16 protein-coding genes are annotated in these 15,038 nt (G+C 71.8%); 3 read left to right on the top strand and 13 right to left on the bottom strand.

Going from position 1 to position 15,038, the window contains the following annotated elements; all coding sequences use genetic code 11:
- Positions 1-45: 45 nt before the first annotated feature.
- The 3 genes from FRANEAN1_RS10435 to recO all read right to left on the bottom strand — a co-directional run bounded on the left by FRANEAN1_RS10435 (position 46) and on the right by recO (position 2,200).
- The gene (locus FRANEAN1_RS10435; protein ID WP_020459722.1) at positions 46-444 is read right to left on the bottom strand and encodes an antibiotic biosynthesis monooxygenase; all 399 of its coding nucleotides are present in this window, start codon (positions 442-444) and stop codon (positions 46-48) included.
- Positions 437-1,234 carry an isoprenyl transferase gene (locus FRANEAN1_RS10430; RefSeq protein ID WP_041253972.1) on the bottom strand — a complete coding sequence of 266 codons (798 nt, stop codon included), beginning with the start codon at positions 1,232-1,234 and terminating at the stop codon, positions 437-439. The genes FRANEAN1_RS10435 and FRANEAN1_RS10430 overlap by 8 nt, the downstream gene beginning before the upstream one ends.
- 234 nt (positions 1,235-1,468) lie before the next feature.
- Positions 1,469-2,200, bottom strand: coding sequence for a DNA repair protein RecO (gene recO / locus FRANEAN1_RS10425; protein ID WP_198145482.1), 732 nt, complete (start codon positions 2,198-2,200; stop codon positions 1,469-1,471).
- Between the two features lie 148 nt (positions 2,201-2,348).
- Here recO and FRANEAN1_RS10420 point away from each other — a divergent pair, with 148 nt between their 5' ends.
- Complete coding sequence (locus FRANEAN1_RS10420) at positions 2,349-3,011, top strand: NUDIX hydrolase (RefSeq protein ID WP_347177065.1); 663 nt, start codon at positions 2,349-2,351, stop codon at positions 3,009-3,011.
- A gap of 33 nt (positions 3,012-3,044) precedes the next feature.
- On the opposite strand, the gene era is transcribed toward FRANEAN1_RS10420, so the two are convergent.
- The 9 genes from era to hemW form a co-directional block, all read right to left on the bottom strand.
- Positions 3,045-3,977, bottom strand: a complete 933-nt coding sequence (era, locus tag FRANEAN1_RS10415; protein ID WP_020459718.1) for a GTPase Era — start codon at positions 3,975-3,977, stop codon at positions 3,045-3,047.
- The gene (locus FRANEAN1_RS10410; protein ID WP_020459717.1) at positions 3,977-4,360 is read right to left on the bottom strand and encodes a cytidine deaminase; all 384 of its coding nucleotides are present in this window, start codon (positions 4,358-4,360) and stop codon (positions 3,977-3,979) included. The genes era and FRANEAN1_RS10410 overlap by 1 nt, the downstream gene beginning before the upstream one ends.
- Positions 4,357-5,811, bottom strand: a complete 1,455-nt coding sequence (locus FRANEAN1_RS10405) for a hemolysin family protein (protein ID WP_020459716.1) — start codon at positions 5,809-5,811, stop codon at positions 4,357-4,359. The genes FRANEAN1_RS10410 and FRANEAN1_RS10405 overlap by 4 nt, the downstream gene beginning before the upstream one ends.
- A 15-nt stretch (positions 5,812-5,826) precedes the next feature.
- A complete protein-coding gene (gene ybeY, locus FRANEAN1_RS10400; RefSeq protein WP_020459715.1) occupies positions 5,827-6,306 on the bottom strand; it encodes an rRNA maturation RNase YbeY in 480 nt (159 codons plus the stop codon).
- Positions 6,307-6,358: 52 nt separating this feature from the next.
- On the bottom strand, positions 6,359-7,396 hold the full coding sequence (locus tag FRANEAN1_RS10395; protein ID WP_041255735.1) for a PhoH family protein: 1,038 nt from the start codon (positions 7,394-7,396) through the stop codon (positions 6,359-6,361).
- Between the two features lie 235 nt (positions 7,397-7,631).
- Entirely contained in the window at positions 7,632-8,411 is a 780-nt protein-coding gene (locus FRANEAN1_RS10390; protein ID WP_083788192.1) for a 16S rRNA (uracil(1498)-N(3))-methyltransferase, read from the bottom strand.
- Entirely contained in the window at positions 8,408-9,550 is a 1,143-nt protein-coding gene (gene dnaJ, locus FRANEAN1_RS10385) for a molecular chaperone DnaJ (RefSeq protein ID WP_020459712.1), read from the bottom strand. Before dnaJ ends, FRANEAN1_RS10390 begins: the two co-directional genes overlap by 4 nt.
- Positions 9,550-10,569 carry a heat-inducible transcriptional repressor HrcA gene (gene hrcA, locus FRANEAN1_RS10380; RefSeq protein ID WP_020459711.1) on the bottom strand — a complete coding sequence of 340 codons (1,020 nt, stop codon included), beginning with the start codon at positions 10,567-10,569 and terminating at the stop codon, positions 9,550-9,552. The genes dnaJ and hrcA overlap by 1 nt, the downstream gene beginning before the upstream one ends.
- A 259-nt stretch (positions 10,570-10,828) precedes the next feature.
- On the bottom strand, positions 10,829-12,058 hold the full coding sequence (hemW, locus tag FRANEAN1_RS10375; RefSeq protein ID WP_020459710.1) for a radical SAM family heme chaperone HemW: 1,230 nt from the start codon (positions 12,056-12,058) through the stop codon (positions 10,829-10,831).
- A 278-nt stretch (positions 12,059-12,336) separates the two neighbouring features.
- On the opposite strand from hemW, the gene FRANEAN1_RS42080 reads away from it, so the two are divergent.
- Positions 12,337-12,504, top strand: a complete 168-nt coding sequence (locus tag FRANEAN1_RS42080) for a hypothetical protein (RefSeq protein WP_198145481.1) — start codon at positions 12,337-12,339, stop codon at positions 12,502-12,504.
- Between the two features lie 78 nt (positions 12,505-12,582).
- On the opposite strand, the gene lepA is transcribed toward FRANEAN1_RS42080, so the two are convergent.
- Positions 12,583-14,442: a translation elongation factor 4 gene (lepA, locus tag FRANEAN1_RS10370; protein ID WP_041253966.1), complete on the bottom strand. Its 1,860-nt coding sequence runs from the start codon at positions 14,440-14,442 to the stop codon at positions 12,583-12,585.
- Between the two features lie 245 nt (positions 14,443-14,687).
- Between lepA and rpsT the strand changes: the two genes are divergently transcribed.
- A complete protein-coding gene (rpsT, locus tag FRANEAN1_RS10365) occupies positions 14,688-14,957 on the top strand; it encodes a 30S ribosomal protein S20 (RefSeq protein ID WP_041253965.1) in 270 nt (89 codons plus the stop codon).
- Positions 14,958-15,038: the final 81 nt, after the last annotated feature.

Raw genomic sequence — 15,038 nt, 5'->3', positions numbered from 1 at the left:
CGTGCGCCGGGCGTGGCTAGCCCTCCCGGCACCCACCGGGCGCAGCTACCCCTCCCGGCGCCCACCGGGCGCAGCTACGGCGGCGTCCGGCGCCAGCGCGGACCCGTGCGAGCGCGCCGCGCCGTCGGCCTCCCGTTCGTGCAGCACCTCGAAGGCGCCGGGCGCGTCCTGAGCCCAGGCCAGCAGCGGCGTCAGCTCGCACCGCACGGCGAAGGCGGACAGCGCCCGCCGCCAGGCCCCGGGCCCCGCCCACTCCGTCACCAGCAGCCAGGCCACCGGCTCGTCGACGGCGCGGCCGAGCCGGGCCGAGCGGAACCCGCGCTGGCCGGCGAGCGCCGCCACCACCCGCTCCCCGGCCGCCGCGAAGCCGACCTGGGCCGGCGCGGGCACCTCGAAGCGCAGGACCGCCACCACCGGAGCCCCCGTCTGGTCGCGGTCAGGCACGGTTGGTGATGATCCCGCCGTAGCGCCGGTCACGACGGGCGTACTCCTCACAGGCCAGCCACAGATCCCGGCGGTCGAAGTCAGGCCACAGAGTGGGCACGAAGGAGAACTCGGCGTACGCGGCCTGCCAGAGCAGGAAGTTACTCAGCCGCTGCTCGCCGGACGTCCGGATGAGCAGGTCGACGTCCGGCATGTCGGGCTCGTCGAGATACCGGGCGACGGTCTCCTCGTTGACGCGCTCCGGGCGCAGCAGGCCGGCCCGCACGTCCCGGGCGATCGCCGCCGCGGCGTCCGCCAGCTCGGCCCGCCCGCCGTAGTTCACGCACATCACGAGCGTGAGCCGGTCGTTGTCCCGGGTGCGCTGCTCCGCCGACTCCAGCCGCCGGATCACGTTGCCCCACAGCCGGGGACGGCGGCCCGCCCAGCGGACCCGGACTCCGAGCTCGTCCATGTCGTCGATACGGCGACCGAACACGCCGTCGGTGAACCGCATCAGGAACGCGACCTCGTCCGGCGAGCGCTTCCAGTTCTCCGTGGAGAACGCGTACACCGACAGCCAGCGCACCCCCATCTCGATGGCGCCCTCGACGCAGTCGAACAGCGCCTCCTCACCCGCCTCGTGCCCCTTGGTACGGGGCAGGCCGCGCAGCTTCGCCCAGCGCCCGTTTCCGTCCATGACGATCCCGACATGCTGCGGGACCAGGGCCCGCGGCAACGGCGGTGGCTGCGCTCCGGACGGATGAGGACGCGGATCGCGGAACCGCCGGCCCACCTCTTCACGCAGGCTCACAGCCGACATCCTCTCGTTCGGGCCGACGGCACGGCGACCGACCCCCGCCCCGGTGGGGCGCTCACCCCCATGGTCCGAACCGGCCGGCCCGCGCACACCCGGACCGCCGGTCTCGCAGCACACATCCCGTCCCCGCTCCTCACACGGTCCCCTCACGCCCGCCGCGCACTGCCGTGCCCGGCCAGGGCCCCCGCCCTCGGCCACGTGTCCTCCGGCCGCCCATGCCCGTGGCCCTCACGTCCGTTCGAGATGCGGAAGGGCGCGCAGCGCCCGCTCGAGATGCCACTGCAGGTAGGCGGCCACGATGCCGCCGGCCTCCCGCCGGACGCGGGCATCGCTCGCCTCGGCGCCGTCCCAGTCACCGTGCAGGAGGTCGGCAAGCAGCCGCACCGCGGCCGGAGACGTCGACGCCGCACCCCGCGGTCGACATTCCGGGCACACTACGCCGCCGCCGGGAACGGACAGCGAGTGGTGCGGTCCCGGCTCCCCACACAGGGCGCACTCGTCGAGGGCCATGCCGTACCCCGAGACCGCCAGGGAGCGCAGCAGGAAGGCGTCCAGGACCAGCGACGGCGGACGCTCACCGCCCGCCAGGGTACGCAGGCCGCCGACGAGCAGCAGGAACAGCCGTAGGGCGGGCTGGCGTTCTTCGCTGGTCAGGCGCTCGGCCGTCTCCAGCATCACCGCGGCCGCCGTGTATCGCGCGTATTCCTGCGCGATCGTCGCACCGTAGGCACCGAGAATGTCCGCCTGGGTCACCGTGTCCAGCGACCGACCCTCGTGCAGTTGGAGATCGACGTGGGTGCCGGGCTCCAGCCGGGCACCGAACCGCGAGGACGTCCGACGCACCCCCCGGGCCACCGCGCGGACCCGGCCGTTACGCCGGGTGAGCACCGTGACGACGCGGTCGGCCTCGGCGAAGGGCGCCGTCCTCAGGACGACGCCTTCATCGCGATACACCGGCACGTTCCCATGGTTGCACGCCCGTCCCCCCGAACAGGTGGGCCGCCGCCCGCGGGGCACGACGAGACGGACCCGGCGGCGGCAGACCGCTGGCGCGGCGTTGGGCGGGGATTCCGGCGACCACCGCCGCCGCGATCGCCATCATGTGTGGGTGCGGGTTGTTCGGCGGACGGCGCGAGGCATCATCATCGACGAGAACGGGCGGCTGGTGCTGTTCCGCAGAACCTTCCCCAAGCGCAAGCCGTACTGGTCCACCCCGGGCGGCGGCGTGGACCCCGAGGACGCCTCGGTGGAGGACGCGCTGCACCGCGAGCTCGCCGAGGAGCTCGGCGCCGTGGTGGACCGGGTCCAGCAGGTCTACGTGACCGCCTCGCCCCGCGGCGAGGGGATGAACCTGCAGCACTTCTTCGTCTGCCGGCTCGTCTCGATGGACCTGGACCGGCGTACCGGCGCCGAGTTCGGCAACCCGGCCAAGGGCCGCTACGCCGTCGAGCGGATCGACCTGCGCGGCAAGAAGCTCGTCCGCTACGACCTCCAGCCAGCCGCGGTGAAGGACTACATCGTGGCCAACAGACAGGTCCTGCTGGCCACCGCGCTCAGCGGTGACGACCCGCCGCTGATGCGGGCCGACGCCCCGGTTCCGGTTCCGGTTCCGGCGCCGGAACCGGAACCTGCCCGGCCGCCGATGCCGCCCATCCTCGAGATCGTGGACGGCGAGATCGTCGGCGCCCCGGCGGGCCGGACCACCGACGAGCGGTCGCCGGCCCGGCGCTGGTGGGACCGCCTGCGGCGCCGGCTGCCGACACCGTCGTGACACCCACGGCCATGGTGCTCCGCGTCGTGACGCTCAGAAGCCCAGCCGGCGCAGCTGCTTCGGGTCCCGCTGCCAGTCCTTGGCAACCTTGACGTGCAGGTCCAGGTAGATCGGGGTGCCCAGCAGCGCCTCGATCTGCGTCCGGGCCCGGGTGCCGACGTCGCGCAGCCGGGAGCCGCCGGCGCCGATGACGATCGCCTTCTGGCTCGGCCGCTCCACGTACACGTTCACGTGGACGTCGAGCAGCGGCCTGTCCTCCGGGCGGTTCTCCCGCGGGATCATCTCCTCGACCACCACGGCCAGTGAGTGCGGCAGCTCGTCACGCACCCCCTCCAGCGCCGCCTCGCGGATCAGCTCGGCGACCATGACCTGCTCGGGCTCGTCGGTCAGCTCCCCGTCGGGGTAGAGCCGCGGGCCCTCGGGCAGGCGGGAGACGAGCACGTCGGCCAGCGTGCCGACCTGGAAGGACGACACCGCGCTCACCGGCACGATGTCGGCGAAGTCGCCGAGCCCGGAGACCTCGAGCAGCCGGGCGCCGACGCGGTCCGGGTCGCCGACCGCGTCGACCTTGGTCAGGATCGCCACCACCGGGGTGCGCCCCGCCATCCGGCCCAGCTCGTCGGCGATGAAGCGGTCGCCGCGGCCGAGGGGCTCGTCGGCGGGCATGCAGAAGCCGATCACGTCGACCTCGGACAGCGTCGTGCGGACGACGTCGTTGAGCCGCTGGCCGAGCAGGGTGCGCGGACGGTGCAACCCCGGGGTGTCGACCAGGATGAGCTGCGCGTCGGGGCGGTTGATGATGCCCCGGATGGCGTGGCGGGTCGTCTGCGGCCGCCCGGAGGTGATCGCCACCTTCGTCCCCACCAGGGCGTTCGTCAGCGTCGACTTACCCGCGTTGGGCCGCCCCACCAGGCAGGCGAACCCCGACCGGAAGTCCGTCGCCGGGTCGGCGAGCTCGATGTCCACTAGCTCGTCACCCGGCTGCGTGCGACGCCGTCGGGACCGGCGAGGTAGACGGGCACCCCGGCGCCGAACTCGGCGAGCATCGCCAGGTCGTCGCCGGCGGCCTCGCCGGCCTCGGTCACCACGGCCGCGGCCTCGAAGCGGCGGGCGCCGCTGGAGGCCGCCGCCACGACCGCGGCACGCAGCGCAGACGTGGCCAGCTCGGGCCGGGTATGGGAGACAGTCGCGGCGGCGTACGTCCGGCCGTCGGTGTCGCGCACCGCCGCGCCCTCGGCCGGCTGGCTCGCGGACGTGTACGCGCGCAGCCGGGCGGACCGAGCCAGCACCACCAGCTTCGCGTCCTCGGCCTCAAGGACGAGGCCGGCCGGCGGGGTGGGAGACGTCACGATGTCACCTTTCTGCTCGCTGGGCCCGGCGGGTGGCCCTCCGACTCGCCGTCGGTCTTCTTGCCGTCGGTTTTCCTGTTGGTGCCCTTGCCGTTGCTGCCCTTGCTGTCACTCCCGGTGGCGCCCTTGCCGGTGGCGCCCTTGCCGGCTCCGCTCCTGCCGGCTCCGTTCCCGCCGTTGCCCGGTGCCGGGGACAGCCGGTGGACGACGACGGTGCCGATCTGGTTGCGCCGCCCGGCCGCGCGCTCTGCCGACAGCCGCAGGCCGGCGACGTCCGCCGTCGCGCCGGGGATGGGCACCCGGCCCAGCGCGTTCGCGAGCAGCCCGCCGACAGTCTCGACGTCCTGCGCTCCGGGCAGCTCCTCGACGCCGAACAGGTCCGCGAGGTCGTCGACGTCGAGCCGCGCCGTCACCCGGGCGGTGTCGTCGTCGAGCCACTCGACCGGCGGCGTGGCGCTGTCGTACTCGTCCGTGATCTCACCGACGATCTCCTCGAGGACGTCCTCGATGGTCACCAGGCCGGCCGTGCCGCCGTACTCGTCGATGACGATGGCCATGTGGGTGCGCGACGCCTGCATCTCGCGCAGCAGGTCGTCGGCGGGCTTGCTCTCCGGGACGAGCACGGGTGGGCGCATGACCTCCGCGACCCGGCTGCTCTCCCGGCCCTCCCGCTCCCAGCCGACCATGTCCTTGAGAAAGCCGATGCCGACGACGTCGTCGATGCTCTCGCCGATCACCGGGATGCGGGAGAAGCCGCTGCGCAGCGCCAGCGAGATCGCCTGCCGGACGGTCTTGTCGGACTCGATGAAGACCATGTCGGGCCGCGGCACCATCACCTCGCGGACGAGCGTGTCACCCAGCTCGAACACCGAGGCGATCATGTCGCGCTCCTCGGGCTCGATGACCTCGTTCTCCTCGGCGAGGTCGACGAGGTCGCGCAGCTCCGCCTCCGAGGCGAACGGGCCGTCCCGGTAGCCGGGGCCGGGCGTCACCGCGTTGCCGAAGGCGATCAGCAGGCGGGGCAGCGGGCCGAAGACCTTCGCGAGCCGGATGGTCAGCCCGGCGGTGGCCAGCGACACCGCCGGGGCGTGCTGGCGGCCGAGCGTCCGGAACATCACGCCGACGAGGATGTAGGCGACGAGCGTCGACACCAGGGCCCCCAGCCCGACGGCGGCGAACCCGGAGCCGTAGGCGTGCACGGCCAGGACGGTGATGCAGGCCGCCGCGGCCATCTCGCCGGCGATCCGCAGCAGCAACAACAACGCCAGGTAGCGCCCGGGGTCGGCGACGACCCGGGCGAGGTTCGCCGCCCCCGTCTTGCCCTGCCGGGCGAACTCGTCGACGCTGACCCGGGAGACCCTGGTCAGCGCCGCGTCCACCGCGCCCAGGCCGGCCGCGGCGAGCGCGGTCACCGCGGCGATGAAGACGAGGAGAAGATCACCGGAGTCCATGGCGGCCCGGCCCCGTCAGGAGGCGCCGGTGCCGGCCGCGGTGTCCCAGGAGGCCAGCAGGCTGTTCTGGAGCTTCCACATCTCCCGTTCCTCCTCCGGCTCCGCGTGGTCGTAGCCGAGCAGGTGCAGGATGCCGTGGGTGCAGAGGATGTGCAGCTCGCGCTCCATCCCGTGGCCGGCCTGCGCGGCCTGCCGCCGGGCCACCTCGGGACACAGGACGACGTCGCCGAGCAGGGTCGTCGGGTCCTCCTCGGGCGACTCCGACCACGACGGCTCGAACGCCTCGTCCTGCGGGAAGGCGAGCACGTCGGTCGGGCCCTCCTCGGCCATGTAGCGCACGTGCAGGTCGGTCATCGCGTCGATCTCGACGAGCATGACCGAGAGCTCCGCCAACGGGTTGACCTTCATCGTGTCGAGCACGAAACGGGCGAGCGCGGCCAGCGTGACCTCGTCGAAGTCCGTCACGCCCGACTCGTTGGCGACGAAGACGGCCATCAGAGAACCCTTCCCGCCGCCGGGGCGGGAGCCACGGCGGCGGCACCGGCGCTCATCGGCGGTCCCGGCGGGCCGCCCGCGTGGGGCGCGTGTCCGTGCTCGGTGCCGGGCTCGCCGCGTCCCAGCGCGCGTAGGCGTCGACGATGTCGCTGACCAGCCGGTGCCGGACGACGTCCGTGCTGGTCAGGGTCGCGAAGTGGACGTCGGCGACGCCGTCCAGGATCTCGCGGACCACTCGCAGGCCACTCTGCGTGCCACTGGGCAGGTCGACCTGGGTGACGTCACCGGTCACCACGATCTTGGACCCGAAGCCGAGGCGGGTCAGGAACATCTTCATCTGCTCGGCCGAGGTGTTCTGCGCCTCGTCCAGGATGATGAAGGCGTCGTTGAGCGTACGGCCGCGCATGTACGCCAGCGGCGCGACCTCGATGGTGCCGCTCTGCATGAGCCGCGGGATCGAGTCGGGGTCGATCATGTCGTGCAGCGCGTCGTAGAGCGGACGCAGGTACGGGTCGATCTTCTCGTAGAGCGTCCCGGGCAGGAAGCCGAGCCGCTCACCCGCCTCGACCGCCGGCCGGGTGAGGATGATCCGGTTGGCCTTCTTCGCCTGCAGCGCCTGCACGGCCTTGGCCATCGCCAGGTAGGTCTTGCCGGTGCCCGCCGGGCCGATCCCGAACACGATCGTGTGCTGGTCGATCGCGTCCACGTACCGCTTCTGGTTCAGCGTCTTGGGACGGATCGTCCGACCACGGTTGGACAGGATGTTGAGGGTGAGCACCTCGGCAGGCCGCTCCCCCGCGCCGCTGCGCAGCATCGCCACCGAGTGGTCGACGTGCTGCGGGCTGATCTCGGTGCCTGCGTCAAGCAGCGCGACGAGCTCGGAGAACAACCTGGCGGCCAGCTCGTTCTCCGCCGGGTCACCCGTGATCGTGATCTCGTTGCCGCGGACGTGGATGTCAGAGGAGAAGGCCTTCTCGATCACACGCAGAAGCTGGTCCTGGTGCCCGAGCAGGCTCACCATGCTGTGCCCGTCGGGGACGACGATGCGTGTGGTGACCCGGGAGCCGGGTGGGGTGTCGGATTCGGGCATGTAGTACGGCCGCCTGGGCCGGAGCACCTCTCGCTTCAACCTGGGACGAAGGTCGCCCTCAGAAGGCGGTAACGCCGCGGGACCGTCGGATCCATGCCTCGGCCACCGAGGACCAGGTCGAAACTGCGAACAAGCCACGCTGTGCCACGCCAGCCATGCTGTGCCACACCAACCACGCCACCGGCCAGCTGTGCCACCCGGGGCGGGGCCGACACGTTACCGGCCGATCTCGAGTCTATCCGCCCAGCCGACCGATGTCGGCGAGTACCACTGCCGCCGCGACCACGCCTGCCGTGGACGTCCGCAGCACCGTCGGGCCGAGCCTGCCAGCCACCGCGCCGGCGGCCGTGAGCGCCTCGAGCTCACCGTCGGCCACACCGCCCTCCGGGCCCACGACCAGCAGAATCTCGCCGATCTCCGGCTCGACCGCGGGCACCGGCTCGACCGCGAACGCCGGCTGCAGGGCACGCGCGAGCCCGGCCAGCGGCGTCGTCGCCGTCTCGTGCAGCACGACGGCGAGCGCCGCCCGGCGCGCGCGCTCGGCGAGCGCCGCGGTGCCCGCCAACGGGCCGACCAGCGGCCAGGCGTGCCGGCGCGACTGCTTGGCCGCCTCCTGGGCGGTGCGGGTCCACCTGGCGCGCGACCGCTCGCCGCGTTCCCCGTCCCAGCGGACGACGCAGCGCGAGGCCGCCCAGGGCACGATCTCGTCGACCCCGATCTCGGTGAGCATCTCGACCGCCAGCTCCCCACGGTCGCCCTTGGCCAGGGCCTGCGCCACCACCAGCCGGGGCCCGGCCGCGGCCGGCGACCGCCGGCGCAGGACGACGCATTCGAGCTCGTCGCGGCCAACCGACCGGACCTCGCACTCCAGCGCGGCACCGGCGCCGTCGGTGACGTCCAGGCGCTCGCCCACCCGCAGCCGGCGCACCGTCGCGGCGTGCCGGCCCTCGGGGCCGCCCAGCACGAAGACGTCGACCGACGGCAGCGGATCCAGGTGGAAGACGGGCGCGGTCAGCGGTTGCGCCGACCGCCACGGCGCCGGGAGAACAGGCCGGACCCGCTGGAGGATCCGCCGACCACCGCCGGCGTCTCCTCCTCACGCAGCTTCGCCAGCTCCCGTAGGAGGCGTTCCTGCTCGGCGTCGAGCTTCGTCGGCGTCTCGACGACGATGTGGATGTGCAGGTGCCCGCGCCCCACCGCGCGCAGGTGCGGAACACCGCGCCCGGCGAGCCTGAGCACCTCGCCGGGCTGGGTGCCCGGCTTCACCGTGATCGTCTCGGAGCCGTCGAGGGTCTCCAGCGTCGCCATCGTGCCCAGGGCCGCGGCGGTCATCGGCAGGCGAAGGTCGCAGTGGAGGTCGTCGCCCTCCCGGCTGAAGACCGCGTGCTGACGCTCGGAGACCTCGACGTACAGGTCGCCGGGCGGCCCGCCGCCGGGGCCGACCTCGCCCTCGCCGGACAGCCGGATGCGCATGCCGTCCTCGACGCCCGAGGGAATCTTCACCGTCAGGGTCCGGCGCTTGCGGACGCGGCCGTCACCGGAGCAGTCCCGGCAGGGATGCTCGATGACCGTTCCGGTGCCGGAGCAGCGCGGGCAGGGCCGTGAGGTCACCATCTGGCCGAGGAACGAGCGGGTCACCTGCTGGACCTCGCCGCGGCCGTGGCAGGTCGAGCAGGTCGACGGCTGCGTGCCGGGCGCGGCGCCCGCGCCGGTACAGGTCGCGCACACCACGGCCGTGTCGACGGTGATGTCCCGGGTGGCACCGAACGCGGTCTCGGCCAGGTCGAGCTCGAGCCGCAGCAGCGCGTCGTTCCCACGGCGCACCCTCGAGCGCGGGCCGCGGCTGGCACCACCGCCGAAGAAGGCGTCCATGATGTCGCCGAGGCCGCCGAAACCGGCGCCGAACGGCGAACCGGCGCCGGCCGCGCCACCACCGGGCGCGAGCGGGTCACCACCGAGGTCGACGATCTGCCGCTTCTCGGGGTCCGAGAGGACCTCGTAGGCGTTCGTCACGTTCCTGAACCGCTGCTGCGCCTCCGGGTCCGGATTGACGTCCGGATGCAGCTCCCGGGCCAGCTTGCGGTAGGCCCGCTTGATCTCGTCACCGGTGGCGTCACGCCGCACACCGAGCGTCGCGTAATAATCCACTGCCATCAGTCGGCACCCAAGAGTTCACCCACGTACTTGGCGACGGCTCGTACGGCCGCCATCGTTCCCGGATAGTCCATCCGCATCGGGCCGACGACTCCCATTCCGCCCAGCACCGCTGGGCCGAGACCGTACCCGGTGGCGATTACCGACGTTGAGCGGAGGGCGTCCACATCCGTCTCACGCCCGATGCGCACCGTCACAGTACCGGTCTCCCGGGCTGAACCGATCAGTTTGAGGAGCACGACCTGCTCCTCGAGTGCCTCCAGAATGAACCGCAGCGAGTCGGCGAAGTCGACCGAGGAGCGTGTGAGGTTGGCGGTACCGGCCAGCGCGACCCGCTCCTCCTGCCGCTCCAGGAGGGCCTCGAGCACCACGGTGGTGAGCGTCGTCAGGTGCGGACGCAGATCCGGCCGGACGGTCTCGGGCAGGTCCGCCGCGACCTCTGTGGCGTCGACCACACGACGGCCCCGCAGCGAGCCGTTCAGCAGGCCGCGCAGCTCGCCGACCACGCCGTCGTCGACCGGGGTGGGAATGTCCACCACCCGCTGCTCAACCCGGCCCGTGTCCGTGATCAGTACCAGGAGCAGGCGGTTCGGATTGAGCGTGACGATCTCGATGTGTCGGACGCTGCTGGACGAGAGTGAGGGGTACTGGACCACAGCCACCTGACGTGTGAGTTGCGCGAGCAGACGCACCGACCGCCGCACCACGTCGTCGAGGTCGACCGCGCCCTCCAGGAAGCTCTGGATGGCCCGGCGCTCGGCGCGCGACAGCGGCTTGACGCCGGAGAGCCGGTCGACGAAGAGGCGATAGCCTTTGTCTGTCGGGATACGGCCCGCGCTGGTGTGCGGCTGGGTGATGTAGCCCTCTTCCTCAAGGGCCGACATGTCGTTACGCACCGTGGCGGGCGACACGCCCAGAGCATGCCGCTCGGCCAACGTCTTGGATCCCACCGGCTCGTTGCTGAGCACGAAATCCTCGACGATCGCCCGCAGCACCTCCAGCCGCCGTTCCTCCAACACGTGGCCACACCCCCTTCGCCGGTTTCGGTAAGCCAGGCGGGGCTGGCGGCGCGCGCCGGACCGGTCACCCTGTGCTACTGGTCACCCTGTCCCGCTGGTAACCCGGCCCTACTGGTAACCCGGTCCTGGCACTCGGCCGCCGTGAGTGCCAAGTGTAGCTTCCCACCCAGGTCGAGGCAGCCATCGCGAGCAGACCCGCGTCCGAGGACACACGGAGATCCGGGACCGCGGGTCACCACCCGAGTGGGTAGCGGGACGCTCAGTCGGGCAACAGGGCACGGACGACCGTATCGGTCAGCAGCCTGCCACGGCGAGTGAGGGCCACCCGGCCCTGCGCGAGGACGTCCGCGACGATGAGGCCGTCCGCCGCGAGCTCGGCGGCGACGTCCAGCGCCTGCTCGCCCAGCGCGTCGACGCCCAGCCCCTCGACGAGGCGGACCCCCAGCATGACCCGCTCGACCCGGCGGGCCTGGGCATCGAGCACCTCGCGGCCGGCGGCCGGGCTGTGGCCGGCGCCGACCCGGGTGGCGTACTCGGTCGGGTGGCGGACGTTCCACCAGCGGACGCCACCCACGTGGCTGTGGGCGCCCGGCCCCAGCCCCCACCAGTCGTCGCCCCGCCAGTAGCCCATGTTATGGCGGCACCAGGAGGACTGGTCGCGTGCCCAGTTGCTGACCTCGTAGTTGGTCAGGCCGGCGGCGGCGAGCGCCTCGTCGGCCTGCAGGTAGCGATCGGCGAGCAGGTCGTCGTCCGGCTCCAGCAGCTCGCCGCGGCGCACCCGGCGGGAAAGCTTGGTGCCCTCCTCCACGGTCAGGGCGTAGGCGCTGACGTGGTCGGGCGCGAGCTCGATCACCGTGTCCAGGCTCGCCGCCCAGTCGCTCTCGGACTCCCCCGGCGCGCCGTAGATGAGGTCGAGGCTGAGCTGGCGGAACCCGGCGGACCGCGCCCATCCGACCACCTCGGGCACCCGGCCGGGGGTGTGCCGCCGGTCCAGCGCCGCGAGCACGTGCGGGCGGGCGCTCTGCATGCCGAACGAGATCCGCGTGTACCCACTCGCCCGGAGCTGTTCGAGAGTCTCCCGGTCGACGGACTCCGGGTTGGCCTCGGTGGTGACCTCCGCGTCGCCGGCCAGGCCGAAGGTGTCGTCCAGGACCCGCAGGACCTTGGCCAGGTCGGCGGCCGGCAGCAGCGTCGGGGTGCCACCGCCGACGAAGACTGTCGAGACCGTCAGGTCCCGCTCGCCCAGGACCGAGCGGGCCAGCCGGGCCTCGGTGGCCACCGAGTCGACGAACGAGGCGGCCCCACCCTGGCCGCCCGCGCCGAGCTCGGCCGGGGTATAGGTGTTGAAGTCGCAGTACCCGCAGCGCGCCGCGCAGTACGGCACGTGCACGTAGACACCGAACGGCCGGGTCCCGACCTCGGTGAGCGCGGCGTCGGGGAGTGCGCCGTCGACGGGTGCCGGCGCCCCCTCGAGAGGCTTGGATGGCATGTCCCCAGTGTGCCCCCAACGCGTGCCGAGACCGCAACGCTCTGTTTGTCAACGTGCCCGGAGACCGTCATTTTTGCCGGTCTCGGACGACATCGGGACCAGGAACGGACAAGACACCCCGGCGCGCCGCTCTTACGGGCCATCACCGGGCCGACACCGGCGGCACGACGCCACCGACCACCCAGAATCACCAAGTTTGTGGTCTGTTGACAATCGCAGGGTCAAATCGTGGGCAATTGGTCATGGATCAGTCGAGGTCGGTACGAAATGATTCGACCATGCAAGAGGAGCCCACCAGTGCCCTCGTGACCATCGAGGAACTTCTACCCCCACATACCACCGAGTACCGGTCGGGATCCGTCCTCGCCCTGGGCTTCGCCCAAGCCGAACCGGCCACCGAACCGATCCGGCTTCCCCGGATCGCCGCGGCTCCCGAGAACGTCTGACGGCCGCCCGCCCGCGCCCGGCCCGCGAAGGGCCGGCCGGGCCGCCGTGCCGCTCGCATGGTGCGGACCGCCGCGCCGCTACCGCCCGGTCTTGGGCGCCGGCGCCTTCGGGCTCTCGGTCGTGGACAGTGCCGCGATGAACGCCTCCTGCGGGACCTCCACCCGGCCGATGGTCTTCATCCGCTTCTTGCCCTCCTTCTGCTTCTCCAGCAGCTTCCGCTTACGGCTGATGTCACCGCCGTAGCACTTGGCGAGGACGTCCTTGCGGATGGCGCGGATGTTCTCCCGGGCGATGATCCGGCTGCCGATGGCCGCCTGGATCGGCACCTCGAACTGCTGGCGGGGAATCAGCTCCCGCAGCTTCGAGGTCATCGCCACTCCGTAGGAGTAGGCCTTCTCCCGGTGCACGATCGCCGAGAACGCGTCCACCGCCTCGCCCTGCAGGAGGATGTCCACCTTGACCAGGTCCGAGGCCTGCTCGCCGGCGGGCTCGTAGTCGAGGCTGGCGTAGCCGCGGGTGCGCGACTTCAGCGCGTCGAAGAAGTCGAAGATGATCTCACCGAGCGGCAGCGTGTACTTCAGTTCCACCCGGTCGGTGGAGATGTAGTCCATCCCCTTGAGCACGCCGCGCCGGCCCTGACACAGCTCCATCACGGCGCCGACGAAGTCGGTGGGCAGCAGCAGCATCGCCTCCACGACCGGCTCGTACACCTCGGCGATCTTGCCGCCGGGCCAGTCGCTGGGGTTGGTCACCGTGACCTCGGACGTGTCCTCCATGACGACCCGGTAGACCACGTTGGGGGCCGTCGAGATGAGCGTGAGGTCGAACTCCCGCTCCAGCCGCTCCCGGACGATCTCCAGATGGAGCAGCCCGAGGAAGCCACACCGGAAGCCGAACCCCAGCGCCGCCGACGTCTCCGGCTCGAAGGTGAGCGCCGCGTCGTTGAGCTGCAGCTTGTCCAGCGCCTCGCGCAGCGCCGGGTACTCGCTGCCGTCCAGGGGATACAGCCCCGAGTAGACCATCGGACGCGGATCCCGGTAGCCGCCGAGCATCTCCGTGGCCGGGCGGCGCGCCGAGGTGATCGTGTCCCCGACACGGGCCTGGCGGACGTCCTTCACACCGGGGATGACATAGCCGACCTCACCTGCCGACAGCGACCCGGTCGGTTGGGCCTCCGGCGAGATGACACCGACCTCGAGGGTCTCGTGGCTGGTCCCGGTGGACATCATCAGGCAACGGTCACGGGTGCTGAGCGACCCGTCCACCACCCGGACATAGGTGATCACACCGCGGTAGATGTCGTACACGCTGTCGAAGATCATGGCACGGAGCGGGCCGTCCGGGTCGCCGCTCGGCGCCGGGATACGGCGGACGATCTCGTTGAGCAGCTCCGGCACGCCCTGGCCGGTCTTGCCGGAGACCTTGAGGACGTCGCCCGGGTCGCAGCCGATGATTGAGGAGATCTCCGCGGCGCACTTCTCCGGCTGCGCGGCCGGCAGGTCGATCTTGTTGAGCACCGGGATGATCGCCAGGTCGTTCTCGATCGCCAGGTACAGGTTGGCGAGTGTCTGCGCCTCGATGCCCTGGGCCGCGTCGACCAGCAGCACCGCGCCCTCACAGGCCGCGAGCGAGCGGCTCACCTCGTAGGTGAAGTCCACGTGGCCGGGCGTGTCGATGAGGTGCAGGACGTAGTCCTGGCCGTCGTCGGCGCGCCAGGGCAGCCGGACGTTCTGCGCCTTGATCGTGATGCCGCGCTCGCGCTCGATGTCCATCCGGTCGAGGTACTGCGCGCGCATGTTGCGTGCCTCGACCACACCGGTCACGCCCAGCATGCGGTCGGCGAGCGTGGACTTGCCGTGGTCGATGTGGGCGATGATGCAGAAGTTACGGATCGACGCGGGGTCGACGCCGGATGCCTCGTGCGGGGCTTCGGACACGCGGGCTGGTCTCGTTTCGCTGCTCGTCGGTCTGTCGGGCACTCGGTCCGGCTGGCGCCGTGTGCACGGACTGTCATGTGCACGGGCTCGAGTCCTTCATCGTGCCAGGCCCCCATCGTGCCAGGCGCGCCACGCCCGCCCGCGTGGCCGCGCCCGCACCACCGCCCCGGCACGCTGGTTTGATAACGTCGGTGCCTCCCGGCACTCTCGTACCATCCCGACTCGAAACTCAGAGGTTCTCCCGCGTGGCCAACATCAAGTCGCAGATCAAGCGCAACCTCACCAACGAGAAGCGACGGCTGCGCAACAAGGCCGTGAAGTCCGAGCTGAAGACGCACGTCCGTCGCTTCCGCGACGCCGTCGAGGCCGGGGACGTCGAGCGCGCCGAGAGCGCTCTCCGCATCGCCTCCAAGAAGCTCGACAAGGCCGCCAGCAAGGGTGTCATCCACCCCAACCAGGCCGCCAACCGCAAGTCGGCGCTTGCCAAGGCCAACGCGGAGATCAGCGCCTCCTGACCCGACCGCGGGCATCCGCGCCCGCGTCAGGTTCATCACAGACTTCGTTCGAAGACCGGGCAACCCGCCAGACGGGCCCCG

This window comes from Parafrankia sp. EAN1pec, assembly GCF_000018005.1.
Classification (GTDB): domain Bacteria; phylum Actinomycetota; class Actinomycetes; order Frankiales; family Frankiaceae; genus Parafrankia; species Parafrankia soli.
Note: the sequence above shows the minus strand (reverse complement) of the source record. Positions and strands in the feature narration are given on the sequence as shown.